The 26,453-nt window shown below is 36.1% G+C and carries 23 protein-coding genes; 18 read left to right on the top strand and 5 right to left on the bottom strand.

The features are described 5' to 3' along the window. Positions 1-129: 129 nt before the first annotated feature. Complete coding sequence (locus QCQ61_RS04520; protein ID WP_279449572.1) at positions 130-1,284, bottom strand: DNA polymerase III subunit; 1,155 nt, start codon at positions 1,282-1,284, stop codon at positions 130-132. A gap of 149 nt (positions 1,285-1,433) precedes the next feature. Between QCQ61_RS04520 and QCQ61_RS04515 the strand changes: the two genes are divergently transcribed. The 3 genes from QCQ61_RS04515 to QCQ61_RS04505 all read left to right on the top strand — a co-directional run bounded on the left by QCQ61_RS04515 (position 1,434) and on the right by QCQ61_RS04505 (position 5,373). Further along, complete coding sequence (locus QCQ61_RS04515; protein WP_279449570.1) at positions 1,434-2,621, top strand: phosphoglycerate kinase; 1,188 nt, start codon at positions 1,434-1,436, stop codon at positions 2,619-2,621. A gap of 187 nt (positions 2,622-2,808) precedes the next feature. Next, complete coding sequence (locus tag QCQ61_RS04510) at positions 2,809-4,374, top strand: lytic transglycosylase domain-containing protein (RefSeq protein WP_279449568.1); 1,566 nt, start codon at positions 2,809-2,811, stop codon at positions 4,372-4,374. Positions 4,375-4,395: 21 nt separating this feature from the next. Then, a complete protein-coding gene (locus QCQ61_RS04505) occupies positions 4,396-5,373 on the top strand; it encodes a DUF4837 family protein (protein ID WP_279449567.1) in 978 nt (325 codons plus the stop codon). 75 nt (positions 5,374-5,448) lie between these two features. Here QCQ61_RS04505 and tatA read toward each other — a convergent pair whose 3' ends face one another. Then, positions 5,449-5,640 carry a twin-arginine translocase TatA/TatE family subunit gene (gene tatA, locus QCQ61_RS04500; protein WP_279449565.1) on the bottom strand — a complete coding sequence of 64 codons (192 nt, stop codon included), beginning with the start codon at positions 5,638-5,640 and terminating at the stop codon, positions 5,449-5,451. Positions 5,641-5,758: 118 nt separating this feature from the next. Between tatA and QCQ61_RS04495 the strand changes: the two genes are divergently transcribed. From QCQ61_RS04495 to QCQ61_RS04425, 15 genes are all read left to right on the top strand, one after another. Next, the gene (locus QCQ61_RS04495) at positions 5,759-6,622 is read left to right on the top strand and encodes a M23 family metallopeptidase (protein ID WP_279449563.1); all 864 of its coding nucleotides are present in this window, start codon (positions 5,759-5,761) and stop codon (positions 6,620-6,622) included. A gap of 6 nt (positions 6,623-6,628) precedes the next feature. Next, entirely contained in the window at positions 6,629-8,125 is a 1,497-nt protein-coding gene (locus QCQ61_RS04490; RefSeq protein WP_279449561.1) for a GH3 auxin-responsive promoter family protein, read from the top strand. 23 nt (positions 8,126-8,148) lie between these two features. Next, positions 8,149-9,849: a DUF6909 family protein gene (locus QCQ61_RS04485; RefSeq protein ID WP_279449560.1), complete on the top strand. Its 1,701-nt coding sequence runs from the start codon at positions 8,149-8,151 to the stop codon at positions 9,847-9,849. Positions 9,850-9,851: 2 nt separating this feature from the next. Continuing rightward, positions 9,852-10,862, top strand: coding sequence for a dTDP-glucose 4,6-dehydratase (gene rfbB, locus QCQ61_RS04480; protein WP_279449559.1), 1,011 nt, complete (start codon positions 9,852-9,854; stop codon positions 10,860-10,862). A gap of 121 nt (positions 10,863-10,983) precedes the next feature. Beyond that, positions 10,984-11,223: a hypothetical protein gene (locus tag QCQ61_RS04475; RefSeq protein WP_279449558.1), complete on the top strand. Its 240-nt coding sequence runs from the start codon at positions 10,984-10,986 to the stop codon at positions 11,221-11,223. Next, positions 11,223-11,504, top strand: coding sequence for a type II toxin-antitoxin system RelE/ParE family toxin (locus QCQ61_RS04470; protein ID WP_269352300.1), 282 nt, complete (start codon positions 11,223-11,225; stop codon positions 11,502-11,504). The genes QCQ61_RS04475 and QCQ61_RS04470 overlap by 1 nt, the downstream gene beginning before the upstream one ends. 66 nt (positions 11,505-11,570) lie before the next feature. Further along, positions 11,571-12,428 (top strand): glucose-1-phosphate thymidylyltransferase RfbA, encoded by an 858-nt coding sequence (gene rfbA / locus QCQ61_RS04465; protein WP_279449554.1) that lies wholly within the window; start codon positions 11,571-11,573, stop codon positions 12,426-12,428. A gap of 2 nt (positions 12,429-12,430) precedes the next feature. Continuing rightward, entirely contained in the window at positions 12,431-12,976 is a 546-nt protein-coding gene (gene rfbC, locus QCQ61_RS04460) for a dTDP-4-dehydrorhamnose 3,5-epimerase (RefSeq protein ID WP_279449552.1), read from the top strand. Beyond that, positions 12,973-13,830, top strand: a complete 858-nt coding sequence (gene rfbD, locus QCQ61_RS04455; RefSeq protein ID WP_279449550.1) for a dTDP-4-dehydrorhamnose reductase — start codon at positions 12,973-12,975, stop codon at positions 13,828-13,830. The genes rfbC and rfbD overlap by 4 nt, the downstream gene beginning before the upstream one ends. 18 nt (positions 13,831-13,848) lie before the next feature. Further along, on the top strand, positions 13,849-14,811 hold the full coding sequence (locus QCQ61_RS04450; protein WP_279449548.1) for a hypothetical protein: 963 nt from the start codon (positions 13,849-13,851) through the stop codon (positions 14,809-14,811). 44 nt (positions 14,812-14,855) lie between these two features. Further along, entirely contained in the window at positions 14,856-15,980 is a 1,125-nt protein-coding gene (gene wecB, locus QCQ61_RS04445; RefSeq protein ID WP_279449546.1) for a non-hydrolyzing UDP-N-acetylglucosamine 2-epimerase, read from the top strand. A 1-nt stretch (position 15,981) separates the two neighbouring features. Further along, positions 15,982-17,193 carry a UDP-N-acetyl-D-mannosamine dehydrogenase gene (wecC, locus tag QCQ61_RS04440; RefSeq protein WP_279449544.1) on the top strand — a complete coding sequence of 404 codons (1,212 nt, stop codon included), beginning with the start codon at positions 15,982-15,984 and terminating at the stop codon, positions 17,191-17,193. Positions 17,194-17,215: 22 nt separating this feature from the next. Beyond that, positions 17,216-18,418, top strand: coding sequence for a glycosyltransferase (locus QCQ61_RS04435; protein WP_279449543.1), 1,203 nt, complete (start codon positions 17,216-17,218; stop codon positions 18,416-18,418). Positions 18,419-18,426: 8 nt separating this feature from the next. After that, complete coding sequence (locus tag QCQ61_RS04430; RefSeq protein ID WP_279449541.1) at positions 18,427-19,740, top strand: MOP flippase family protein; 1,314 nt, start codon at positions 18,427-18,429, stop codon at positions 19,738-19,740. A 54-nt stretch (positions 19,741-19,794) separates the two neighbouring features. Further along, positions 19,795-22,587, top strand: coding sequence for an MGH1-like glycoside hydrolase domain-containing protein (locus QCQ61_RS04425; RefSeq protein WP_279449539.1), 2,793 nt, complete (start codon positions 19,795-19,797; stop codon positions 22,585-22,587). 45 nt (positions 22,588-22,632) lie between these two features. On the opposite strand, the gene QCQ61_RS04420 is transcribed toward QCQ61_RS04425, so the two are convergent. The 3 genes from QCQ61_RS04420 to QCQ61_RS04410 all read right to left on the bottom strand — a co-directional run bounded on the left by QCQ61_RS04420 (position 22,633) and on the right by QCQ61_RS04410 (position 26,303). Then, entirely contained in the window at positions 22,633-23,688 is a 1,056-nt protein-coding gene (locus tag QCQ61_RS04420) for a T9SS type A sorting domain-containing protein (RefSeq protein WP_279449537.1), read from the bottom strand. A 63-nt stretch (positions 23,689-23,751) separates the two neighbouring features. Continuing rightward, complete coding sequence (locus QCQ61_RS04415; protein WP_279449536.1) at positions 23,752-25,578, bottom strand: heparinase II/III domain-containing protein; 1,827 nt, start codon at positions 25,576-25,578, stop codon at positions 23,752-23,754. A 47-nt stretch (positions 25,579-25,625) separates the two neighbouring features. Then, on the bottom strand, positions 25,626-26,303 hold the full coding sequence (locus tag QCQ61_RS04410) for a class I SAM-dependent methyltransferase (protein ID WP_279449534.1): 678 nt from the start codon (positions 26,301-26,303) through the stop codon (positions 25,626-25,628). Positions 26,304-26,453 lie beyond the last annotated feature (150 nt).

Here is a 26,453-nt window from a genome sequence, read left to right as displayed (position 1 = left end):
TTTTTAAGCCCTATTTCACGATTTATGCACAAACATCTTATTCAATTTATAAAATTTGCTGTAACGGCCTAATAATGAGTCATTTTCAATAGGTATCAATTATGATAAACCTATTAAAATAGATTCTGTCTATACTAGTTCTTTTTTATGAATTAATCGAGTTAACTTAATGGAAAGATCGGTGAAGATTATTTTTGCATTTCCATTTCGCTCAATGTGGTAAGTGGCTTCTTCTAAAGCAGCAATAATTTCAAAAATATTATTTTGATGCACAAAGGGCGCAAATTTAGATATAGAAAACGAACTGTCATTCGCTTCAAAATATAAAAGAGACTTTGCCCCATAATTAGCTAATAACGCTTCGCGAAATAGCTCTATACAATAAGTTAAGAATTTTTTCTGGGTTTCGCGTCCCGCTCCCGCTAAATCGTCACTCCAGTTTAACAAATTGTTTATGGCAGTTTTATTCCCTTTGGCTCTAAACGCAGTTCGTACCCAGCTTATAAACCATTTTTCGAATATTTCATCATCACCAGTGTCGTCTAGCAATAATAATGCATTATTATAGTCTCCCCGTGCCCTGCGAGCCGTTTGAACGGCCAATGGTTCACTTATTTGTAGGTTACTAATTAAAGATTCAGAAATATCGGCTTCCGATAACAGAGGAAAGGTTAGTTTTTGGCATCGCGATTTAATCGTAGTTAGTATTTGTTCTTCTTTTTCGGTTAAAAGTAGCAGCACGGTCTTGTCATTCGGCTCTTCTACCAGCTTTAATATTTTGTTGGCACATTCACCGTTCATATTGTCTGCCATCCAAATAATCATCACTTTATAGTCACCCTCGTATGCCTTAAGCGATAATTTTTTTGAAATACTTTCTGCCTCGTACTTGCTGATGTTTCCTTGCTTATTCTCAATTCCAAGACTTTGCAACCATTCAAACAATGAAGCATATGGATTGTTAAGGACGAAATTGCGCCATCCTTCGGCATAATTGTCCGAAATAGCATTCTTTTTTACATAATCGCTAGTGTTTACAGGATATACAAAATGCAAATCTGGATGCGTTAATTTTGAAACTTTGTTTTTGCACGCAAGTTGGGCTGCGCTCCCTACGGAATATTTACTGCATAAAATGGCCGAAGCATAAGCAATGGCCATTGGCAGCAATCCACTGCCGTTAACTCCCGAAAACAGCTGCGCGTGCGGAATTCTGCCATTTTCAATAGTTTTTAAAAGATGCGATTTTATATGTTCGTGGCCTATTACTTCTGAAAAATCCATTCGCAAATCTAATCAATTTAATACTTACTTTATGATTGAAAAATCTATTGAAAAAATAGATTTTTAAAAATAGAATGACATTTTGGATTATGCTTCCAAAGACATTTTAATCGTTAAAAAAAGTATATTTGCAGCCTAAATTTATATAGATGAAAACTGTAAACGACATAAATTTTAAAAGCAAGAAAGCGTTAATAAGAGTAGATTTTAATGTACCGTTAAACGATGATTTCAAAGTTACCGACGTTACCCGGATACGCGCCGCTAAACCTACCATTTTGAAAATTCTGGAGGACGGTGGAAGTTGTGTTTTAATGTCGCATTTGGGCAGACCCAAAAACAGAGAATCTGAATTTTCATTGCAGCACATAATTAAACCATTGTCTGAAATTTTAGGAGTGCAGGTAAAATTTGTGGATGATTGCGTAGGGCCAAATGTTGAAGAAGCGGTAACCAGTTTAAAATCTGGCGAAATTTTATTGCTCGAAAACCTACGTTATTACAAGGAAGAAACAAATGGTGATCAGGATTTTGCCGAAAAGCTTTCAAAATTTGGAGACATTTACGTAAATGATGCATTTGGAACTGCACACCGCGCACATGCTTCAACAGCGATTATAGCCCGATTTTTTGAGGAAAATAAATGTTTCGGATTATTGTTGGCTTCAGAAATAGAAAATGTAAAAAAGGTGCTGGAATCCAATGAAAAGCCAGTAACAGCTATTATAGGCGGTGCCAAGGTTTCTTCAAAAATTACAATAATTGAAAATATTCTCGATAAAATAGACCATTTAATCATTGGCGGAGGAATGGCTTTCACATTTATAAAAGCACAAGGTGGAAAAATTGGAAATTCGTTGGTAGAAGACGATAAGCAAGAGCTGGCCCTCGAGATTTTAAAATTGGCAAAAAACAAACACGTGGAAGTTCATCTACCTGTTGATGCTATTATTGCCGATAGTTTTTCGGGAACAGCCAATACCAATGTTTCAGACATAAAAACAATTCCCGATGGTTGGATGGGGCTGGATGTAGGACCCGAAACAAACCAGATTTTTGCGCAGGTACTGCTAAACTCCAAAACTATTTTATGGAACGGTCCCGTAGGTGTTTTTGAAATGGATAAGTTTGCCGAAGGCACTAAAGCGCTAGGAAAAAATATTGCCAAAGCAACCGAAAAAGGCGCATTTTCTTTAGTAGGTGGTGGCGATTCTGTAGCGGCTGTCCAACAATTTAATCTGTCGGATAGTGTAAGTTACGTATCTACAGGTGGGGGTGCAATGTTGGAAATGTTGGAAGGAAAAACATTGCCCGGTATAAAAGCATTGTTGCAGTAAAAGTTAAATATCACAATATTAGGCATTTGAGTGTAAAATTTGCGTAATTTCGCGAAATCATTAAATTTGATAAAATTTTTTAATCAAAAATGCGTTACCATTTTTGACTACTATAAGGCCAGATGCTTTATTTTAGGAGTAATAATCAGGCGAATTTACTAAAATCCCCAAATACAATTAATAGCTGATGAAACTAAGTACAAACCTTCCATTTATACTGTTGCTAGCCTGCGGTATGAGTTTTGCACAACAAGGTAAAAAGCAGAATAAAAAGCTTCAAACAAAGGAAATTCAGGTTATTGATTCTATTAAAGTAACCAGAATTTCTGAAGAATTACCTACTTCTGTAGTGGCAACTTCTATTAAAGATAGTATAGTTTTTGACTTAAAGGATATGGCATTGGCTCGTAAAAAGGACAGCTTATGGCTAAAGGAACTTTACAAGTCTGATCTTTTCGATGATTTTTACAACAGCGTTGCCAATCAGAATTTTGACCCTGTTGATTATGACGAGCTACCCACAGAAGTACTCAAGCAACGTTTAAAAGAGTTAGATGCGCGCACTCCGTTTAAGGTGGAGTATAACCCCTCTTTAGAAAGTGTAATCAAACAATATTTAAAAAATCGTCGCAGAGGTTTGGAACGCTTAATGGGGCTTAGTGAATATTACTTTCCATTATTTGAACAAGAATTAGACAAACATAATTTGCCGCTAGAATTAAAATATTTAGCCGTAATTGAATCAGCTTTAAACCCAAAGGCTCAATCTAGAGTAGGTGCTACGGGGCTTTGGCAGTTTATGTTTCCTACCGGAAAAATGTTTGGATTAGATGTAAGTTCCTATGTAGATGAGCGCTCAGATCCATATCTGGCAACCGAAGCCGCCTGTAAATATTTAAAAAGCTTAAACAACAGTTTTAACGATTGGGATTTGGCACTTGCAGCCTATAATTCGGGTCCTGGGAATGTTTCAAAAGCAATACGTCGTTCTGGTGGAATGACAAATTACTGGAGCCTGCGCAATTATCTTCCACGTGAAACTGCTGGCTATGTACCTGCGTTTTTGGCCACTATGTATATTTTTGAATATGCACAAGAGCACGGCTTTAAAAAACAATCTGCGAGGATACCTTTTGTAGCTACAGACACCATTCGCGTTAAACAACAGATTACTTTAGATCAAGTTGCAAAACTCACCAATCTTGATAGAGAAGAACTTGAATTTCTTAATCCTGCATATAAACTAGGCATTATTCCTGTTATAAAAAATGAAAATTACGTGTTGCGTTTACCGCTTACTGCCGTAGGAACTTTTGTAACCAACGAAAATGCAATTTATACCTTTGCACAGGAAGAGCAGGAAGAAGCCGAAAAACCACTGCCCGAATTATTTGAACAGCCTGAAAAACTGCGTTATCGTGTAAAAAGAGGCGATTATTTGGGTAGAATTGCCGAACGCTATGGAGTTGGGGTTAGCCAAATAAAAAAATGGAATGGCATGCGCAGCAACACTTTAAGGGCGGGTCAGAATTTAATAATATACCCAAGAAAAAGTGTTCAAAACATTGCAAGTAACGCAGCAGTGCAGAGCAGTAATTCTTCAGAAAAAACGTACACAGTCCGGAATGGTGATTCTTTGTGGAGTATTTCTCAAAAATTTCCTGGAGTTTCAGTCCAAAATATCAAAAAATGGAACGATATTAGTGGTACTAACTTAAAGCCTGGAACTAAACTAAAAATACACAAAGGATAGTTCCCTAAAAACATCCTTTAAATGAAACTATTTACCATTGCATTGTTATCGCTTTTTGTTGCATTTACTTCTTGCAATAATAGCGGCGCCAAAGACAAATCTCTTGTTCCCGATTCTGTAGGAAACATTAATGTGCTTCAAATAATTACTCCTAACGATTTATGGAATGGAGTGGTGGGTGAAGCCATTCGGAATAATTTTGCAGCTCCCACAGACGGTCTTCCACAGGACGAACCGCTTTTTTCAATGAATCAAATGCCGCCTGAAGCCTTTACCGGTTTTGCCCGTAGCAACAGGCTATTTTTATATGTGGTTTTGAGTGAAGAAGATAAAGTAACTATCGCCACCAATGAATATGCCAAGCCACAAATTGGAGCCATAATAAAAGCTTCTTCCGAAGAAAAATTGGTGGAGCTTATCAATAAAAATGCTGCCCAGATAATTGAAAACTTCCACCAATCTGAAATAAAGGAAAGGCAACGCAGAACCGCTATTTCGTTAATGAAAACCGATTCGCTTAAAAAAGCTATGGGCGTTACGATGCAAATCCCCAGTGCTTATAGAATTGCGAAAGCTACTGACAGTTTTTTCTGGATGCGGAAAGATTTAAAGGATGGAACAACAAACATTTTGGTATATCAAGTTCCTCTTTCAATGATCAACAACGACAGCACTGCCGTGGGCGACATCATTAAAATACGCGATTCTATTGGCAGCAAACTGCTACCTGTGGAAGACGATGGCCAATTTGTTACCGAAGATGCCTATGCTCCGTATCTTTTCACAACAAAAATTGATGGTAAATTTGCTTATGAAACCAAAGGTACTTGGGAAGTAAAGGACGATTGGATGGGCGGACCCTTTGTAAACTACGCCGTTCGCGACGAAAAAAATAACCGCTATTTAATATTGGAAGGATTTACCTACGCCCCCGCGGTGTCAAAAAGAGATCTTCAATTTGAACTGGAATCTATATTGAATTCTGCTAAAATTGAATAACAAGAAATAATAGAGTTTATAAAAAAGAGCCTCTCAAAATTTGAAAGGCTCTTTTTTATAAATATTAAACGAAAATTATTTTTTCTCGTCTAAGTTTTTATCAGTGGTTTCATCTTTGGAAGCATCCTTAAATTCCTTAAGTCCGCTACCCAGACCGCGCATAAGCTCTGGAATTTTCTTTCCGCCGAAAAGCAACAATACGATCACAACAATCAATACAATTTGCCAAGGGCCAATAACACCTAAAGGAAGAAATAATGCATTCATAATTTAAAATTTTAATTACGCAAAGGTAACAAGAAATGTTTAGATACAACGTTTTGAGGATAACTTTAGCGTATAGCGCTTCAGTTTATTTTATATTTGTAAAAAGCAATTGCAGTTTATGGCTAAAAAAGAAAAGAGAGCAAAAAAATTTAAAAGGAAGCTCTTGCACAAATACCGTTTGGTAATTTTGAACGAAGAAACCTTTGAGGAACGCTTTTCGTTTAAATTAAATAGATTGAATGTTTTTGTATTCAGTACACTATTTGCATTGCTCCTTATTTTGTTAACTACCGTAATTATTGCTTTTACGCCACTTCGCGAATACATTCCCGGATATTCCTCAACTGCACTTAAGAAGCGCGCAACGCAATTAACCTATAAAACAGACTCGCTACAGCAGATTCTCGCCGTAAACGAGCAATACCTTGCTTCAATTAAAAAAGTGCTTACAGGCGACGTAAAATCGGTTGAGTTCAATAAAGATTCCATCATAGCAGTTGCAAAAACAGATCCTTCGGTATTAATTAGAACCTCGCGGAAAGATTCACTACTACGTGATGCCGTGGCCAAGGAAGACAAATACAACCCATTAATAGCGCCGCAGATTAGGCAATATGCTCTTTTTGCACCGGTAAAAGGTACCATTACCGAACATTATAATTCAAAAGCAAAACATTATGCCGTAGATGTAGTTACGGTAAAGGACTCCCCAGTTAAAGCAGTGGCAGAAGGAACAGTTATTTTTGCCGAATGGACTGCAGCCACAGGAAATGTTATTATTTTAAAGCACGATAACAACTTAATTTCAGTGTATAAACACAACGCAACACTTACCAAAGGTCAAGGAGAAGCCGTAAAAGCTGGCGAAGTAATCGGTACCGTTGGCAATACCGGCGAACTAACCACTGGCCCTCATTTACATTTTGAATTATGGCGCGATGGCTTTCCAGTAAATCCAATAAATTTTATAGATTTTGATTAACCCATTATGTCCTTAAAAACCGTTTCCGCTAAAATCTTTGCTAAAATTGTTGCGCTCCGAATTCAAAAATGGAGTAGAAATCCAATTGAAACGCAACAAAAAGTCTTTGAAAAATTAATTGCCGATGCAAAAAACACGGCCTTCGGGAGCGATCACGATTTTGTTAATATTACTTCGTATAAAACATTCGCCAAACACGTTCCCATACGCGATTACGAAGCTTTAAAACCATATGTAGAGCGAGTAGTTTCGGGCGAAGAAAATGTGCTATGGCCCGGAAAACCACTCTATTTCGCCAAAACTTCCGGAACAACTTCGGGCGCAAAATATATTCCATTAACAAAGCAATCCATGCCCCATCATATCGAGGCAGCTCGGAACGCAATTTTGTGTTATATAAATGAAACCGGCAAGGCTGATTTCGTGGACGGTAAAATGATTTTTTTACAAGGCAGTCCAGAAATGGACGAAAAAAACGGAATTAAACTCGGCAGACTTTCCGGCATCGTAGCCCATTATGTGCCGGCATATCTTCAAAAAAACCGTCTGCCAAGTTGGGAAACCAACTGCATAGACGATTGGGAAACCAAGGTGGACGCTATTGTTGAGGAAACCAAAAGTGAGGATATGACCGTAATTAGCGGTATTCCGTCGTGGGTACAAATGTATTTTGAAAAACTTCAAAAAAATACAGGGAAAAAAGTTGGTGATCTTTTTAAAAACTTTAACCTGTTTATTTACGGAGGTGTAAACTATGAGCCTTATCGCGCCAAATTTGAAAATTTAATAGGAAGAAAAGTAGACAGCATTGAGCTGTTCCCCGCCAGTGAAGGATTTTTTGCATTTCAAGACAGTCAAAAGGAAAAAGGCATGTTACTGCTTTTAAATGCTGGAATATTTTATGAGTTTATAGAAGCTTCCAGTTTTTTTGAAGAAAATCCAAAACGATTGACCATCGGCGATGTTGAAATTGGAGTGAATTATGTGATGATTATTTCAACAAATGCGGGGCTTTGGGCCTATAATTTGGGCGACACTGTCCAATTTACTTCAACAAAACCATACCGCGTAATTGTTTCGGGACGTATAAAACATTTTATTTCGGCATTTGGCGAACACGTAATAGGAAAAGAAGTTGAGGAAGCCATGAATAAAGCGATGGAAAAATATAATTTTTCAATTACTGAATTCACTGTTGCACCGCAAATAACCCCTTCCGAAAATAAGCTTCCGTACCACGAATGGATGGTAGAATTTGAAAATGAACCTGAAAGTATACCGGAAGTTACCCAATTTCTCGATACCGAAATGCAACAACAAAACTCGTACTATTTCGATTTAATTGCTGGAAAAGTACTTCAACCTTTAAAAGTAACTTCACTTAAAAAAAACAGTTTTCAAACCTACATGAAATCGCAAGGCAAGCTGGGAGGGCAGAATAAAGTGCCACGTCTTTCCAATGACCGTAAAATTGCCGATGCATTAATAAAAATTCAGCCTTAAAATTAGTGTTATCTTTGCTTCCGATGAATAAATTAAAGTCACACACAAGAACACGTGCACAAGAGAGCACACAAGCAATTGAGCGTATTTACATTACAATGCGCCATTTGTTTAATCGCGGTTTTTACAAACCTATGGGCGTTTCGGGAGAAACGTTGCGGGAATCTTTACTAACCCTTCGTCCGGAAATTTATGGTTCCATTACCGAAGACAAAATAGAGCTACAAGGTTTGCTATATGTAATGGACCGTTTGCCCTATGGTATTGAGGAATGTAGATTCATAAACCTAACCAGCGATGAAGGATATAAAAATTCACATTTTGAGCCAATAATTCCGCTTAAACGCCGCAGAAACTGTTACCGAATAGATTCTGAGCAAATGAATATTGAAATAACCCGCGGCCGTTCAGAAATTTATGATATTCTCACCCATTTAACTTTCCTTTTTATTGAATCGCACAAGATTATGAAGCAAGTGCTCATAAATGAAAACGGCGATGTAATACGCGATTGGAAAAAACTTGAGCACGCCGTACTTAAAAAAGGCAAACTCACTAAGGAAGAGAAAGAAGTTGCATTAACGCACACTGCAAACTTTTTAGGAAGAACTTTTGAGGAAGTGAAAAATGTGTATGCTTTTTTTGCAAGTGAAAAAAACGAAAACCGCTTTTTTAGTATTATTTACTATTTAGGAAAATTGGCTATAGACGAGGTGTTATCAGACAATCAGCGTATTATTACTTTTAGCCCGGTACTCCGCGAGCGTTTAGGCCATCATATTCACGGCGAGCAATGGGCATTTCGCATTAAAGAAAAACTTCAGAGCAAAGGATTGCTAAAACGTCCGCTGCATATTATTAGTGCAAATATGCACAGCGTTATGAATAGTATTTATGCTCCAAAAGCTCTTGCAACAGAGTTTTTAAAGAAAAAGCCAATGGAGGTTTTTGAAGCGTTAAGCAACAACGTTAACTTAAAATTGCGTGATAAGGTTACAAAAACGGCATTGGCCGAAGGAATGATTTTTATTGAAGATCAAAGCGGAACCAATATTGATATACAAGTAATAGATACCGCCAAAATAAAGGAAAGCCCATTTACCGAAGCCATAAAAGATGTAGAAGATTCAAAGAAACCTGTAATAATTGTAATGGATTACGCTTTTGGTGAGCAAGCCTACGAAACCATGGACGAGCTTTTAAAACCATATGTAGATAGCAATAAGAATCGCCATTTATTAAACGTTGCTTCTGTTTCTATTATGGGTAAAGCAGGAATTCTGGAGGGTGGAAAGGGCGACATCATGATTCCCTCAGCCCACGTTTTTGAAGGTACGGCAGATAATTATCCGTTTAAAAATAGATTAGATAAGTCTGATTTTAAAGATGACGACGTAGCAGTTTTTACGGGAACAATGATTTCGGTTTTAGGTACTTCGCTTCAAAATCGCGATGTACTCAAGTTTTTTCACAATTCCACTTGGAATGTAATTGGACTTGAAATGGAAGGTGCGCATTACCAAAAGGCAATTCAAGCCGCGGCCAAAATACGCCGAAGCATAAGCTCGAAAGTTAAGGTTCGTTATGCCTATTACGCATCGGATAATCCGTTGGAAACTGGAAGTACATTAGCCTCTGGCGGATTGGGTACAACTGGAGTAAAACCCACCTACTTAATCACCGAAAAGATGTTAAAACAAATTTTAGAGACACCTAAAAATTAATTTTGAAAAACGATAAAGTACTGGTTACCGGAGGAGCAGGTTTTATAGGATCCAATTATGTGGAATACGTCCTAAAAAATTCAGCATACGATATTTTCGTGTTGGATAAGCTAACGTATGCGGGAAATTTGAAAAATCTGGAACAAGTTTCGCATAAATTCACCTTTATAAAAGGTGATATTTGTGATACCGAAATGGTTCAAAATTTATTTGCCGAACATCAATTTCAAAAAGTAGTTCACTTTGCTGCCGAAAGCCATGTGGACAATTCTATTTCGGGTCCGTCCGAATTTATCCAAACAAATATTGTAGGAACTTTTAATTTGCTTGAGAGTGCCTATAAAACCTGGATGAACGGCCCCAATGATTTGAAAGATGAATTCAGAAATGCGCGTTTTCTGCATATTTCAACCGATGAAGTTTACGGCACACTGGGAGAAACAGGTCTTTTCACCGAAAAAACCTCGTATGCGCCCAATAGTCCGTATAGCGCGTCAAAGGCTTCGTCAGATTTTATTGTACGCAGTTACTTTCACACCTACGGATTGCCCGTTGTTACTACAAATTGCTCTAATAATTACGGGCCCAATCAGCACAAAGAAAAATTAATCCCAACTATTATTCGCAAAGCAATTTCGGGGGAATCTATCCCGATTTACGGGGATGGAAAGAATGTGCGCGATTGGCTTTACGTTGTAGATCATTGCAGTGGCATACAGTTGGCATTAGAGAACGGAAAGCTTGGGGAAACCTATAATATTGGCGGCCGCAATGAACGCGAAAACTTATATATAGCCAATGTTATTTGCGAATTGTTAGACGAAATGCTTCCGAAGAATACTTCGTATAAAGAACAAATTACTTTTGTAAAAGACCGTCCCGGCCACGATTTTAGATACGCCATTGATGCTTCAAAAATTGAAGGTGAACTGGGCTGGAAAGCAAAGGAAAATTTTGAAACCGGTATTCAAAAAACAATTGCTTGGTATTTGGATAATCGGGATAGATTGTAAATGTTAACCATGAATACACGAATAATTATAAAAGAATATTCGTGTATTCACGGTCAATTATAACACTTGTATAACAGGTTGTTATTGCATATATTTGAAGAAATATTTAAGAATTGATATTATGAAGGTACAAACAGCATTAAGATTTGACAAAGATTTGTTGGAGCTCGTAAAAGCAAAAGCAAAAGCCCAAAAACGAAGCTTAAATAATTATATTGAGTTTTTATTGTACCAAGATGTTGGCAATATTCCAAATACCGAAACACAGCAAGCTATTTATGAAGCCCATAACGATATAAATCTTACAAAAATTCCTAATCTAGACAAGTATTTAGAAGATATAATGAATGATAGAGACTGATGTACGAATTAATTGAAACTTCTAAATTTAGAAAAGATATTAAAAGAATTTTTAAAAGAAGCGGAGCAGACTTTGCGTTAGTTTCAGAAGTTCTTCATCTGCTTGAAATCAAGGGTGTTAAGGGTATACCGCCTACTATGAAACCCCATAAACTGAAGGGGAAATATAAGGATGATTGGGAATGCCATTTAAAACCTGATCTTTTGATTATTTGGTTTCAAATTGAATCTCCAAAAACCATAAAATTGATTAGAATCGGCTCCCACTCCGATTTGTTTTGAACATATAAAAAACGATTTCGTTTTACACTTCTATTCGTGTATTCGTGGTCAAAAAAAAACACGTAGATGAAAGGAATAATTTTAGCAGGAGGTTCAGGTACACGTTTACACCCAATAACATTGGCGGTAAGCAAGCAATTAATGCCGGTGTACGACAAACCGATGATTTATTATCCGCTGTCCACGTTAATGATTGCGGGTATTCGCGATATTTTAATAATCTCCACACCGCAGGATTTACCGCTGTTTAAACAACTTTTGGGCGATGGCAAAAAGTTGGGTTGCAACTTTCAATATGCCGAACAACCCAATCCCAACGGACTTGCCGAGGCTTTTGTCATCGGAAAAGATTTTATTGGAAATGATAAAGTGGCTCTAATTTTGGGCGATAATATATTTTACGGTTCTGGCTTAAAAGAATTGCTGCAATCCAACAACAATCCGGACGGTGGAGTAATTTATGCGTACCACGTATTAGACCCCGAACGATATGGCGTTGTAGAATTTGATAAAGCTGGAAAGGCCCTTTCAATTGAAGAAAAACCCAAAACGCCAAAATCTAATTACGCCGTGCCGGGAATTTATTTTTACGACAATAGCGTAGTAGAAATTGCTGCAAATATAAAACCCAGCGCCCGCGGCGAATTGGAGATAACCGATGTAAATAACGAATATCTAAAACAAGGCAAATTAAGCGTGAGTATTCTCGATAAAGGTACCGCTTGGCTGGATACCGGTACATTTGCTTCGTTAATGCAAGCAGCGCAATTTGTTGAGGTTATTGAGGAGCGGCAAGGTTTAAAGATTGGTGCTATTGAAGAAGCGGCATACGAAATGGGTTATATTTCAAAAGAACAATTAATAACATTGGCCAAACCGCTGTTAAAAAGCGGTTACGGAAAACATTTACTTCAATTAGATTAGATTTGGAACTACAAAAAACTCCCTTAAAAAATTGTTTTATTATAAAGCCGAACGTTTTTAGAGACGAACGCGGACTTTTTTACGAAACGTACAATCAACAAGCATTCAAAAAAACTACTGGTTTACAGATAGATTTTGTGCAGGATAATCAATCTGTTTCATCAAAAGGAGTTTTGCGCGGACTCCATTTTCAAAAGGGTGAAATGGCGCAGGCAAAGCTAGTTCGAGTAGTTAAAGGAAAAGTTTTAGACATAGTGGTTGATATTCGGAAGGATTCGGAAACTTTTGGGAAGTCGTTCAGCATTGTTCTGGACGATGTTGAACATTTGCAGCTTTTTGTGCCGCGTGGTTTGGCACATGGATTTATAACCCTTTCTGAAGAGTCAATATTTTCGTATAAATGTGATAATTTTTACAATAAATCCTCAGAAAGCGGAATCATTTACAATGACGCAACCTTAGCGCTGGATTGGCATCTTCCAAAGGAAGAATTTATTATATCAGAAAAGGATTTGGAGCTTCCTAGTTTCACGGAAGTATTTTCATGAAAAAAATAGTAGTCACAGGCGCAAACGGACAGTTGGGAAAATGCATAAGAGATGCGGCAGCCGATTTTCCCGACCTTGAATTTGTCTTTCTGTCAAAGAATGAATTAGATATTGAAAATGCAGATTCAGTATCGGAATTCTTCAGAAAAAATAATTTTTCACATTGCATTAATACTGCAGCATACACAAATGTAGAACAGGCCGAAAGCGATGCAAAAAAAGCACTTGCAATAAATGCCGAAGCGGTGAAAAACCTGGCTTCAATATGTAATGAATACAATACTGTTTTGTTGCACGTTTCTACAGATTATGTATTTGATGGTAAATCGAAAACGCCATATGTTGAAACCGATATTACAAACCCCATCAATGTTTACGGGGCTTCAAAACTAAAGGGGGAAAAATATATTCAGGAACTTTGTGAGTCATTCTTTATATTGCGCACTTCGTGGTTGTATTCGCAATATGGCCATAACTTCCTAAAAACTATTTTAAAAAATGCCGAAGCGGCAAAACCGCTAACAATTACGACCGAACAAACTGGAACCCCGACAAATGCCAATGATTTAGCCGAAGCTTTATTGCAAATAATTGCACAAGATTCTACAGAATATGGCGTTTATCATTACAGTAACAGTGGCGAAACCACCTGGTTTGGTTTTGCAGAAGCCATACTACTACATACGGGAAAATTAAAAGATACAAATCTTGCAAAAACCAACCAATACCGTACTTTTGCCGCAAGGCCAGAATACAGTGTTTTAGATAATACGAAGGCGCAGAATAAGTTAAAATTAAAATATATAGATTGGCGGGAGAGCCTCCAATCTGTATTACAAAAGGACAGTCATTGATTTTTAAAATTATTTAGCATGGCAAAACACAATTCATCAGAAGAGGTTGATTTGGGATATTTATTGGGAAAATTTGGCGATTTTTCTAAAAGTGCAGCAAGAAACTTTTTATTAGCTATTGATTTCTTTAAAAGATATTTCATAGTAATTATTGTTATTGCAATTATAGGATTTGCATATGGGTTTTATAAGGATTATACATCCACTAAAACCTACAGCAATGAATTGATCGTAATTCCAAACTTTCAAAGTGTAGATTATCTGTACGATAAAGTAAATGAGCTTAATTTAAAAATTGCCGCAAAAGATACGGCGTATTTAAAGACGGTGTTAGACACCAACTTTTCGAAACTTAAACTCATTGAAATTGAACCAATTGTAGATTTGTACAATTTTATATCCGAATCTCGACAATATGTTGATATTTTAAAAATTATTTCTCAAAATCAGGATTTTTCTGAATATGTAGAAAACATGACGACTAGCAAATACTACAAATATCATAGAATACGAGTATTTGCCAAGGGAAAAACTACATCACAACAAATTGTAAACGATCTTATTGCTCATTTTAACAGTAATGAGCATCTGCAAGAGTATCAAAAAATATATAAAGAAGTAAAGGATTTTGAGGTAAAGGAACACTATATAATGATAGGTCAGCTGGATTCGCTAATAAAATCTAATTACGCCGGACCCAAAGCGGGTACTTCAGTATCGGTAAACAATATAGCCGATCAGTATAATTTGGTAGAAAAGAAACGACAACTTGTAGAATATTTACAGCAACTTGAAATAGAGCAGAATGATTATACCGTTCCAATAAAACTAGTAAGTGCCAACTTTAATATGGAACCAGAGAAATTTATTGATATTTCAAATAAAGTAAAATACCCGATACTATTGGTTTTCTTGTTTTCTTTAATCTTTTTTGTGCTTTATCTTTTTAGAGGTCTTAAAAAATATGCTAATGCAGAATAATTTTCTGAAACGATAAAGTTTAGTAATTCTTCAAAAAATAGTTAATGTCTAGAACAAATTTAATTGTATTTGGAACGCGTCCCGAAGCTATAAAAATGGCGCCTCTGGTTCAAGAGTTTTTAAAGAATAAAAACTTTGTAACAAAAGTTTGTGTTACTGCGCAGCACCGAGAAATGCTGGATCAGGTGCTGGACTTTTTCGAAATAATACCGGATTTTGATTTAGATCTCATGCGTCCAAACCAGAATCTGTATTCGCTGACTGCTGCTATAATTGAAAATATGAAAGCAGTACTGGACGAGGTTAAACCAGATTATGTTTACGTTCACGGAGATACAACAACCTCTATGGCCGTGGGGATAGCCGCATTTTATAGTGGTGCGAAAATATGTCATGTTGAAGCTGGTTTACGAACCTTTAATAGGCAATATCCGTTCCCCGAAGAATTTAACAGACAGCTTACGGGAAAAATTGCAGATTATCACTTTGCGCCTACGGAACTTTCTAAGAATAATCTTTTGGCCGAAAACACAAAGGAAGATACTATTTTGGTTACCGGAAATACCGTTATCGATGCTCTGCTCTACGGAATTGAAAAGGTAAATGCAGAAAATTTTAAGGATTTAGAAATTGAAAATTTAAAAACCATTTTGAATTTTCAGAAAAAAATAATACTTGTAACAGGGCATCGAAGAGAAAATCACGGGGATGGACTTATTAGTATTTGCGCTGCGTTAAAAACTATAGCAGAGAAGCATCCAGATGTTGAAATAATTTACCCTGTTCACCTAAATCCGAACGTAGTTGGACCTGTAAACGAACTTCTCGGCGGAATTAAAAATTTATTTTTAGTAGCACCTCTAGCGTATCCCGCATTTATTTGGTTAATGGAAAAGTCGTATTTAATAATTACAGATAGTGGCGGAATTCAAGAAGAGGCGCCAAGCTTGGGGAAACCAGTTTTGGTAACTAGAACTACTACCGAACGTCCCGAAGCCGTTGAAGAAGGCACCGTAATTTTATTGGGAACAAACACAGAAACAATAATTGAAGAAACCGAAAAATTATTAACAGATACTCAATATTACAAAAGTATGAGTATGTTACACAATCCGTATGGTGATGGAAAATCGGCAGAACGAATTGTAAATTTTATTGAAGCATTATAAAATGGAAAATAAACCCACAGTGGTAATGATGGGGCTTGGCTATATAGGCTTGCCCACAGCAGCGTTAATAGCGAGTAAAAAATTAAATGTTACTGGAGTAGATATTTCTCAAAGTGTCGTTAATACCATAAATGAAGGTAAAATTCACATTGTAGAACCCGAACTTGATGGTTTGGTGCATCATGTTGTTAAGCACGGCTACCTTAAAGCTTCAACAGCACCCATTATAGCAGATGTTTATTTAATAGCTGTACCAACACCTTTTAAAGAAGAGCACGTGCCAGATCTTTCTTATGTTGAAAGTGCGGTTAAAAATATAATTCCTACACTAGAGAAGGGCGCTCTGGTTATTTTGGAATCTACCAGCCCCGTTGGCACGACCCATAAAATCCAAGAAATAATTTTTGAGGAACGCCCCGATTTAAAGGGTGAAATTTTTATTGCCTATTGTCCAGAACGTGTTTTGCCCGGGAATGTAATTTATGAACTGGAACAGAACGATCGCGCAATAGGTGGAATTGATGAAGCATCTACTGAAAAAGCAGTTTGGTTTTATAAGCATTTCGTTAAAGGTGAACTTCACAAAACAAATTCGCAAACGGCCGAAATGTGCAAACTGGTTGAAAATTCATCGCGCGATGTGCAAATAGCTTTCGCAAATGAACTTTCAATGATTTGCGACAAGGCAAACATAAACGTTTGGGAGTTAATCCGATTGGCGAATAAACACCCTCGTGTAAATATCTTACAACCGGGAACGGGTGTTGGCGGCCATTGTATTGCAGTGGATCCATGGTTTATTGTTTCTGAATTTCCAGAGGAATCGAAAATAATTCGAAATGCGCGTGAAATAAACAATTATAAAACCGAATGGGCTATTGAAAAATTAAAAAATGCCGCCCTTCAGTTCAAAGTAGATACCGGTAAAGATGCTAAAATAGCCTGCATGGGCTTGGCTTTTAAACCCAATATAGACGATTTACGCGAATCGCCTGCCCTTCACGTTGCACAACAATTAAAAACCGATGGGTTTAATGTTCAGTTTGTAGAACCAAACCTAAAATCTCACAGTAAATTCAATTTAACTTCAGTTTCAGAAGCTAAAGAAACCAGCGACATTATGGTTTTTTTGGTGGCTCATAAGGAGTTTAAAGGACTAGAGATACCACCTCAAGCTATAGTTGTAGATTTTTGTGGAATATTAAATAGCTAGAATTTTTTAAAAGAGAAGTACAATGAAAATATTATTTGTAAATCCACACCTTAAAATGGGAGGCATTGCAAATTCATTGTACAATCTCCTTATCGAACTGCAAAAGGATAGTCAGTTCTCTATTGAATTGGTATGCTTTAATCCGTATTTTGGTGAAAAATTCAACCAAATAACCAATAAAGTACAGGTTTACTCTCCTTTTATTCTGAAATGTTTATACATTAATTTCACCGTAGCCAAAACACATCTGCCGTGGTATCAATTGGCAGCCTATGCAATTGTTAAGCCTATTTCAAAGATCTTGGGCGATATCACTTCTCGTAAATTAGCAATGCGGTATCTGTATAATCATTGGAATCGAGAAACTAACTACGACGCAGCAATTTCTTTTTCGAACGATATTCCAAAAAATAATGCCGAGATGGGAACAAACTATTTTGTTCAGACTTCAGTAACGGCCAAACAGAAAATAGCCTGGATCCATAACGACCTCGATAAATTGGGCTTTACAAGAAAATATATTTTAGAACGCTATAAAAATTTTGATAAAATAGTATCGGTATCAAAAAGTTGTAAAGCAGATTTTGATAGACTTGCACCAGAATTTTCAGCCAAATCGTATTTGGTTCATAATTTTCTTGATCCAAAAGTTCTTATTGAAAAGGCTGGCAACAGCACTCCGTATTCAAAAAAAAGTGATGAAATTATTTTTGTAACCGTGGCGCGTGTTGAAAACAACCAAAAACGTATTGATAGAATTTTAGAAATTGCCAAAGAACTCAAAGAAAAAAACTATTCTTTTAAATGGTACCTTATAGGCGATGGCCCCGATTTAGAAGCGTTAAAGACGCAAGCTAAAACAAATGCCTTAAAAGGATATATGGTATTTAAAGGATTTCAGCAAAATCCCTATCCGTATATAAAATATGCAGATTGTTTTGTACTATCTTCTGCCTATGAAGCCCAAGGAATGGTTTTAAGTGAAGCAATTATGCTAAATACTCCAGTTATTACTACAGATTTTCCAGCGGCAAAGGAATTTGTAATAGAAAATGTAAACGGAAGTATTGTTGCCAATAATACAAAAGCATTACTACAAGGGGTAGAAACTTTATTGAAAAACCCGGAAAAGCTAACTGTTCTTAGAGAGCAAATGACAAGCCAGCACACTAGCAGCGCTACAAATAATAGTATCGCTGAGTTTACGGGAATGCTAAATACTTAAAAACACAGATGGATCCAATAAGAGGGAGCGTAATAAAAGGCGTAAAATGGACTACTCTGGGTACCATAGGAGTTGCTATATGCTCCCTTTTGAGATTATCAATTTTGGCCCGCTTTCTCGATAAATCAGATTTTGGGCTTATGGCTCTAACACTGTTTATTTTGGGAATCATAAATCTTTTTATGGACATGGGCTTAACTTCGGCCATATTTCATAAACAGAATATTTCAAAAAACGAATACTCGAGCCTTTACTGGATTAATTTAATTTTTGGGATATTGGTCTTTGGCATTATTTTTTTCGTATCGCCTTATATTGCTTCATTTTACAATGAACCACTGTTGGCCGAGCTTATAATTATAATGGCTCTGGCTGTTTTGGCAGCTGCGCTTGGAGGCCAATTTAAAACCATAGAACATAAAAATTTAAACTTTCGAATTATTGCATTAGTAGAATTAACAAGTGCTATTATTTCTTTGGGAATAGCCGTTATTCTTGCAATTTACCAATACGGCATATATGCCTTAATATTCTCTGCACTTTTTCAATATGCGGTACCAAATTTATTTTTTTGGCTGCGAGGTCTATTTTTAAATCCGGTACGTTTTCACTTTAAATTAAGTGAAGCCTTGCCCTTTTTAAAGATTGGTATTTATGAAGTGGGAAGCCAATTTGTAAATTACTTTAATCGCGATTTGGATATAATTGTTATCGGGAAACTATTTAGTACCGAGTTATTAGGGGGCTACAGCCTTGCAAAACAACTGGTTTTTAAACCTGCACAAATTATTAACCCCATTATTACAAAAATTGCGAATCCGTTGTTGGCAAAATTCCAAACAGACATTCATGTGCTCAAAAGGAATTATTTAAAGCTTATAAATATCATCTCTTCGCTAAACTTCTTTGTGTATTTGGGCATTATAATTTTTGCGCCAATAATCGTTACCATATTGTACGGCTCTAAATATGAAAGCATAGTAGCACTGGTTCGCATCCTTTCGTTGTACATGTACCTTCGCAGTTTGGGCAATCCAATTGGCAGCCTTGTAATAGCAACGGGACGCACAAATCTATCGTTTTATTGGAATTTGTTTTCCATGGCAATAATGGCAATATTTGTTTTCTTAGGAAGCCTGGTTTCCATTCAAGCTGTTGCCTGGGCTGTAACCTTGGGATTTTTATTTCTATTTGTACCTAATTGGTGGTTTTTGGTAAGAAGAATGACTGGTGCAAGTTTAACGGAATTTACAAAAGCCATCGTCCCTAAACTTTATTTTGATGAAATAAAACGAACAATTTCAAAAAAATATAATGGATAAATAGGCTCATATACGTGTATTGTTAAATTGAAAATCGATCAAAATTTTTAAATAATGAAAAGAATAGTAGGAGTAGCAAGATTGATCGTTTTAAGCGTTGGGTTTGCTGTAATAATTGGTTCTTGTGAAGATAATAAAAGTGAAACTACTAACTTGATTAGCAAAAAATCCCACGATTTAAGCCTTCCGCAGTGGGGGCCATACACTAAAAAATACGTCGGAATTTCTCATATTCCAAATACTGAAGAAGGACTTCGTTTTGATTTGGCTGTTTTTCCATCGTTTTACAACAAAGCAATTGCTCCTCCCAATGTTTTAAAAACATCAAATTTTCACCCGTGGGAAGCCTCGCCAAACCTCGATTATTTTTCGTACCGTCACGATTTGGAATGGAAAGACAAAGTATATACAGATATAGCTTATGCTGAAATTAACCCGGATGCACGAGCCATAAAAATGACCTGTATTAATAACACAGATTCCATTCAAAACCTTTCAATGCATTTAGTAGCCTCAATGCACTTTCCGCCTTTGGCACCGCATAAACCAGAAATACCATTGATTTATGGAATTGTAAACTTGCCTGAAAACGGAGTTTGGGTTGATGCCTTGGATTATGAAACTTTCACATTTAAAAATCCTTGGATAAAAGACCAACTAGTTCCCGATGGAATGCTACGCGGAGAAATTCGAGAAAACGGCCTTGTAAATGGAAGCGGCATAGGGAACGGATTTGGTAAAAGCGCTGGCGATTTGGTTACCTACAAATTTGCAATTCCAACGAACATAAAAGATGCAGTAATAGCCATTAGATATAAAATCGAAAAGGAGGAAAATGCAAAATTGCGATTGAGCGGTTTTGTAAATACTGATGTACGCCTACCTGCTTCGACTACCCTTAACTTGGTTCAAACACCTATTGGAGATATACAAAAGGGCGAATTTCAACTTACGGTGGAATCTACCTCCAAAACCGCCGTTAATATTGACGGATATGCTATTGTGCCAAAAAAGGATTTAGGTTCAATTGAATTTAAACCGGTTACTTGGAATAGTGAACCAGAAATAATTGAAGGTCCCACGCCAACCTCAATAATTCTGAAATACGCGAATACGGATACCTATTACGGAATTTCTTGGGATTATGCGGATTTTAAAATTGCCGAATGGTTCGCGAAAGATTTGCCTAAGGATTTCAACGAACAACTAAACGCAACAGAAGATACTAAATTTTACGGCGATAAAGAAGGGCATTTTACGGATGCAGCAATTCAAGAGATAAAAATTGATCCTAATTCCTCAAAAACCATTAACGCTTTAATTTGTTCGGGTACATTGGCAACAGTTAAAACCCGATTAAAAAATGTAAAAGACCTAGATTATAAAGATATTTTTACGAAAGCTAAAAAAAAGTTGCACACCTACAATACAGTTCCTGCTGGTGAAAAATATCTATTCAGTCAAAAAAGAATGGCAGCCACCACTATAACAAATGTGGTTTACCCCATCTACACACAACATCAATACATTAGGCATCACGCACCGGGACGAAAGTGGGACTGTTTATACACTTGGGATTCAGGGTTTATTGGCATTGGTCTTAGCCAATTGGATATTAAGCGCGGCACCGAAAACCTCAATGCCTATTTAACAGGACCCGAAGAACAATCGGCATTTATCCATCACGGTACGCCGTTGCCAGTACAGATTTATTTATTTCAGGAGCTGTGGAACAAAACACAGTCTGATGAATTTTTAAAAATGGAATACCCCAGATTAAAACGGTATTACGATTTTTTGATAGGAAACACGAGCACTTCTTCTACCAGAAATCTAGATTCAGGGCTTATTCGCACTTGGGATTACTTTTACAATTCGGGTGGCTGGGACGATTATCCACCTCAAAAATATATGCACGAGCAGAAAATGGCGAAGATTACGGCTCCAGTAGTAAGCTCGGCTCATATGATTCGAGTTGCAAAAATCCTAAAGATGGCTGCTGAGGCGTTAAACATTTCGGACGACGTTGTTGGATACAATAAAGACATTGAGAGCCTCTCTGCAGCTTTAAATGAATATTCTTGGGATGAAGAAAGCGGATACTATGGCTATGTCCTGCATTCAAATTCTGGAAAGCCTGAAGAAATTTTAATGTACAACGATACCATTAACTATAATATGGGCTTGGGCGGTGTTTCGCCCTTAATAGCGGGAATTGGAAATGAAGTGCAAATACAGAAAACCCTTTCACATCTTAAAACGAAAGGCGAATTATGGTCTGATGTGGGTTTATCTACAGTAGATCAATCTGCTCCATATTTTAACAAGACGGGTTATTGGAATGGCCGTGTATGGATGCCGCACCAATGGTTTTATTGGAAAGCAATGCTAGATCTTGGGGAAGCGGATTTTGCGCACAAAATTGCCACAACAGCGCTAGAGGTTTGGAAGCGAGAAACAGAAAAAACCTATAACTCCTATGAAAGTTTTTCTATTGAAACCAAAGGCGGAAAAGGCTGGTATCAATTTAGTGGATTATCTGCACCGGTATTATCGTGGTTTAATGCCTATTACCAGATAGGAAATCTTACTACGGGCTATGATGTTTGGGTTGAAAAGGAAAAATTTAATAAAGATAATTCACAGCTAGAAGCCACCTTAAAAATTATGGATCACGCTGATAAACCTTTTTCACTTATAGCCTGTCTTAACCCAGCATATTCCTATGATGTTTATTGGAATGATAAAAAGGTTTCGCACAAAGAATTTAATAAAGGAACTTTGAGTATTACTATTACGGGAGATGCTGATACCGGGGAATTGCGCATTGAAAAAGTTAAAACATAACAAATGTGAGGATTTTCAATTTTGCATAAATTTCTAATCCTATGATTAATTCTTCATAAACTTTTTTGTAATGGAATTGCCCCGTGAATAAACCTTGATAAAATATAAACCCGGAGCTAAATTTGATACGTCAATGTTTAGTTCAGACGTTTCTTTAACTAATATGCCTTGAATTGAATATATCTGAACAAGTTCTGGCGCCTCTGTTGCTTGGATGTTAATACTATTTTTTGCTGGATTTGGGTATAAATTAAAAGAAACAGCAATATTATCTTCCACCCCTATCATTTCACATTCTGTTTGACCTTCCATTTCAACAAAAATAGTAGTTGGGTCAATGTCTGTCCAGTTTGTGGTGCTATATACACAATCGTCAACATAAATGTATGGAAGGTTAGGATTGTTATATAGTAGAAATTGTTTGATTTGATTGTTATTATCGTTACGAATATCTACCATTTCCAAAGGTGGATTGGTATGAGCACGAACCTGCAGAAGGTTTATATTATTTGAAAGATCTAATTCTGTGAGCTGATTTAATGAACACCCCAAATATCTTAAACTAACATGTTGGCTCATATCTAGTGATGTAAGATTATTATTAGTACAATTAAATTCGTAGAGATTTATTTGAGGGTTAAATATTATCTCTGAAAGTTGATTTTGGCCACAGATTAGATCTAATAAATCCGGGTTTTGACTTAGGTCGAGAGATGTGAGATTATTTCCAGCACAAAACAATGTTCTTAAATTTGTATGAGGACTTAGGTCTAAATCTGTAAGCTGCGTATATTGACATATTAGGTCTGTAAGGTTAACATTGGGGTGAAATGGAATACTACCTACAGGATTACCGTCTATATTAATATGGGTTAAACTACTAAACTCCTCAAGCCCTGTTGGATCTAAAATGTTTTTATTACTAATATCTAAAAGCGTAACTCCAGAAATATTACTGGTTAAAACGTAATCGTCCAAAACATCATCTAACCCTAAATCTATTAATACCTGTTCAAAATTATTATCGGGCACATAAGTAGTTTGTGCGTTTAATATTAAAAAAGGAATTAAGAAAATAATAAATGTAAAAAGATATTTCATAATGCTCAATTTTACTATGAATATACAAAATTATTTAATATGACCTATGGTATTTTACGTGAGTTATAAGGGCAATGTGTGTTTTTGACTATCTTTTATATACTTAATTTCCCCCTCTTGAATACTGATGTTTGATACAGGGTTTTTGTAAGCTGGAGACTGAACCTCAATTACGGTAATTAATTTATTGCTCGCTTTTTGAACCTTAATTTGATATATGGGAACTTTGGAATATTGAATTCTAGACCTATAGGATTCCTCTAAAGTGATTTTATCATTATTTATGAATGACGTTACAGTTGCGGTCATATTTTTTGGAAAAGTGATAATAGCACTGTTTTCTGAAACTTTCGCATCTGTGGCTTTTTCTCCAAAGTTGAATTGCTGGCTAATGTTTTTAACAAGATTTGGATAATCTGTCTCAGCCCAATCTTGCAGTACTATTACATTCGGTTTTATAAAGTACAATTTGCGTTTTACGGTTATGGAATCATACATGTTATGTTCACCAGAAACAATTTCAACATCATCACTTTTTGAATATCCAGTAAGCTTAGAATATTGACCTTTCTTTCCTGGCCAATAATCTTCATTATTTACCGCAATGGAATTATGTGCAAATACTGAAATTAGAAATTGTCTGTGTTCTTTTTCATACCCAAAATAGCCTTGGTCTGTAAGAATATCAACACCCAATGTTTGAAAAATAAAGGATAAGTCATCATTGTGTTTATGTACACGAGAGTAAAAATTTGCAAATAAAGCTACATAGCCGTTATCGGCTTTTTGGCTTCTTAATGTTGCAATATTATTATCAAAGTTTACCATGGAAGGTAGTTTTTTGACTGTTAATAAATCCAAAACACGCTGGTCATTCCCAAAATCATCGGCAAGCTTAGCATTCAGGATTTCCATTTGACTATCGCCCCATAGCGGAAAAGTAAGGTCTGGTTTTACCAATTGTAAGAGCACATCATTTTTTCGCAACATCTTCAGCTGAAATGCGGGGTTTATATCATCTTTCTCAATGAATTTCAATATGCTTTTATTCAGGTTGTGATTGAATATATGGTACGTTGTAGAATGCTCCCTGGCAAGCCCAGTGGGATCTATTATCTTATCAATGTTTTCCTCTGTGCGGGTTACTGTTGGATAATAGATTTTTTTGTAAAATGGAGGGTCGGATTTTGTAATCTTTGCTAAGTAGAGCAAAGTGCGATCCATCATTAATGAATGATTATTCGATTTGTAGTTTTTTGGATCCATCATAAAAGTAACGTTCAATGAAATATGGCTGAACGCTTTATGTATGAAATTGGTATCCGGGTCGCTTTCATCCAATTCATTTGCAACAGTTTGTAGCAAGTGCAAGGTTCTAAAAGCTACTGCATGGTCATACCAAGTATATTCTGAAGTTTTTTCTTCTAATGATGGGTGTTTATCAATATAGTTGAAAATATATTTTTTAGCTTTTTCGTGATACGTTTCTTTCCCATAATCGTGATATGCATGATTAAGTATAGATACAAAAAAGAGAGCTTCGTAATAATTTTGCCAAGTATTGTTCTTTTCTGGATTTTCAGACCACGTTATTTGATCGATTGGAATATAAAATGGCTTAAAAGAGTGCATTACCACAATGGAGTCTTTCATTATGAGATCTGCATAGCGTTTGTTTTTTATGGAATCGTAAGGAACCGTTCTCGGAATTTCGTCAAATCGTAATTCTTTTGAGATATCATATAAACTCAAGGCATAATGTGTGCTATCTGGCGTAATGTTTATAGCGGTATCCTTTAATTTTTCGATTTTGTTGCTATCAGTACTATTGCTATTACATGCAATAAGTAATATTAATGGTGTTAAAATAATGAAGTAGTTCCTTTTCATAATGTCTTTTCAATAGTTTTAAATCTTTGAGATTTCTGACATTTGGATTATTTTTCATTTATCAAATAAGCCGTCAGCGATTTATTCATCCCCAAAAACTTTTCTTTAAATATTTTTGCCCTTGGGAAAAGATGATTCATGTCCTTTAAGGATAACAATTGAATTTCTGCAACCTTGTCCTTAGCTTTTTCCATAGACAATTTATTTCCTCTGGAAAGTCTGGTTTTGCTCAAGACAAACAATTTTGTTTTCCGCGGAAGAAACTGAAAGTACGGTAATAAATAATGCGGTTCTATGAAAAAATATTTATTTGGGGTTTGTATATAGTAATTTTCGCCAACGCGTTGAACTTCTTTTGCCATTAACTCTTGATTTTCATAACTATATAAATGCTCTATTACTGAGTTTGAAAAAACGAGGTCGAAGGTGTTATCGCTATATTCAGAGAGATCGCAAGCATTACCTACAACAGATTCCATGTTATCGTGTTGGGTTTCAGCTTTTGTTAAATTCAAAAGCGTAATATGTATATCTGGGTTTTTATGATAACCTCTGTTAACCCAAAAAGATTCCGTGCCCCCCACATCTAAAATTGTTAAAACGGCTCCTTTTTTAGGCGCTATTTTTTTTAACTGATTCTCAAAAAATCGAAATCGTCTATCTCTGAATCTATTGGCCAAAGATTTTTTATTATTGTAGTCTGCAAGCTCGTTTGTAAAAGACATTTAATAGGTTTTTTTAGGTAATGGCACTTATTTTTATGGTACAACCAAAACTACAATTAAATCTTTTATTTAAGCAGTTAGATTACAGTCTTTGTTAAATTATTAAAGCCTTTTCTTTTTCTGCAATAAAATTTAAAAAATAGTAGCTTT

Origin of the sequence: Aequorivita marisscotiae (assembly GCF_029814825.1) — a bacterium.
GTDB classification, from domain to species: Bacteria; Bacteroidota; Bacteroidia; order Flavobacteriales; family Flavobacteriaceae; genus Aequorivita; species Aequorivita marisscotiae.
This window is presented reverse-complemented; position numbering and strand designations above follow the sequence as displayed.

Bases quoted from the DNA above. Each gene is read 5' to 3' on its own strand.
- QCQ61_RS04495 (WP_279449563.1), top strand. From the start codon at position 5,759: ATGGCTAAAAAAGAAAAGAGAGCAAAAAAATTTAAAAGGAAGCTCTTG.
- QCQ61_RS04505 (WP_279449567.1), top strand. From the start codon at position 4,396: ATGAAACTATTTACCATTGCATTGTTATCGCTTTTTGTTGCATTTACT.
- wecC (WP_279449544.1), top strand. From the start codon at position 15,982: ATGGAAAATAAACCCACAGTGGTAATGATGGGGCTTGGCTATATAGGC.
- QCQ61_RS04410 (WP_279449534.1), bottom strand. From the start codon at position 26,303: ATGTCTTTTACAAACGAGCTTGCAGACTACAATAATAAAAAATCTTTG.
- QCQ61_RS04450 (WP_279449548.1), top strand. From the start codon at position 13,849: ATGGCAAAACACAATTCATCAGAAGAGGTTGATTTGGGATATTTATTG.
- QCQ61_RS04420 (WP_279449537.1), bottom strand. From the start codon at position 23,688: ATGAAATATCTTTTTACATTTATTATTTTCTTAATTCCTTTTTTAATA.
- QCQ61_RS04510 (WP_279449568.1), top strand. From the start codon at position 2,809: ATGAAACTAAGTACAAACCTTCCATTTATACTGTTGCTAGCCTGCGGT.
- QCQ61_RS04470 (WP_269352300.1), top strand. From the start codon at position 11,223: ATGTACGAATTAATTGAAACTTCTAAATTTAGAAAAGATATTAAAAGA.
- QCQ61_RS04485 (WP_279449560.1), top strand. From the start codon at position 8,149: ATGAATAAATTAAAGTCACACACAAGAACACGTGCACAAGAGAGCACA.
- rfbA (WP_279449554.1), top strand. From the start codon at position 11,571: ATGAAAGGAATAATTTTAGCAGGAGGTTCAGGTACACGTTTACACCCA.
- QCQ61_RS04435 (WP_279449543.1), top strand. From the start codon at position 17,216: ATGAAAATATTATTTGTAAATCCACACCTTAAAATGGGAGGCATTGCA.
- wecB (WP_279449546.1), top strand. From the start codon at position 14,856: ATGTCTAGAACAAATTTAATTGTATTTGGAACGCGTCCCGAAGCTATA.
- QCQ61_RS04425 (WP_279449539.1), top strand. From the start codon at position 19,795: ATGAAAAGAATAGTAGGAGTAGCAAGATTGATCGTTTTAAGCGTTGGG.
- QCQ61_RS04415 (WP_279449536.1), bottom strand. From the start codon at position 25,578: ATGAAAAGGAACTACTTCATTATTTTAACACCATTAATATTACTTATT.
- QCQ61_RS04515 (WP_279449570.1), top strand. From the start codon at position 1,434: ATGAAAACTGTAAACGACATAAATTTTAAAAGCAAGAAAGCGTTAATA.
- tatA (WP_279449565.1), bottom strand. From the start codon at position 5,640: ATGAATGCATTATTTCTTCCTTTAGGTGTTATTGGCCCTTGGCAAATT.
- rfbD (WP_279449550.1), top strand. From the start codon at position 12,973: ATGAAAAAAATAGTAGTCACAGGCGCAAACGGACAGTTGGGAAAATGC.
- QCQ61_RS04430 (WP_279449541.1), top strand. From the start codon at position 18,427: ATGGATCCAATAAGAGGGAGCGTAATAAAAGGCGTAAAATGGACTACT.
- QCQ61_RS04475 (WP_279449558.1), top strand. From the start codon at position 10,984: ATGAAGGTACAAACAGCATTAAGATTTGACAAAGATTTGTTGGAGCTC.
- QCQ61_RS04520 (WP_279449572.1), bottom strand. From the start codon at position 1,284: ATGGATTTTTCAGAAGTAATAGGCCACGAACATATAAAATCGCATCTT.
- QCQ61_RS04490 (WP_279449561.1), top strand. From the start codon at position 6,629: ATGTCCTTAAAAACCGTTTCCGCTAAAATCTTTGCTAAAATTGTTGCG.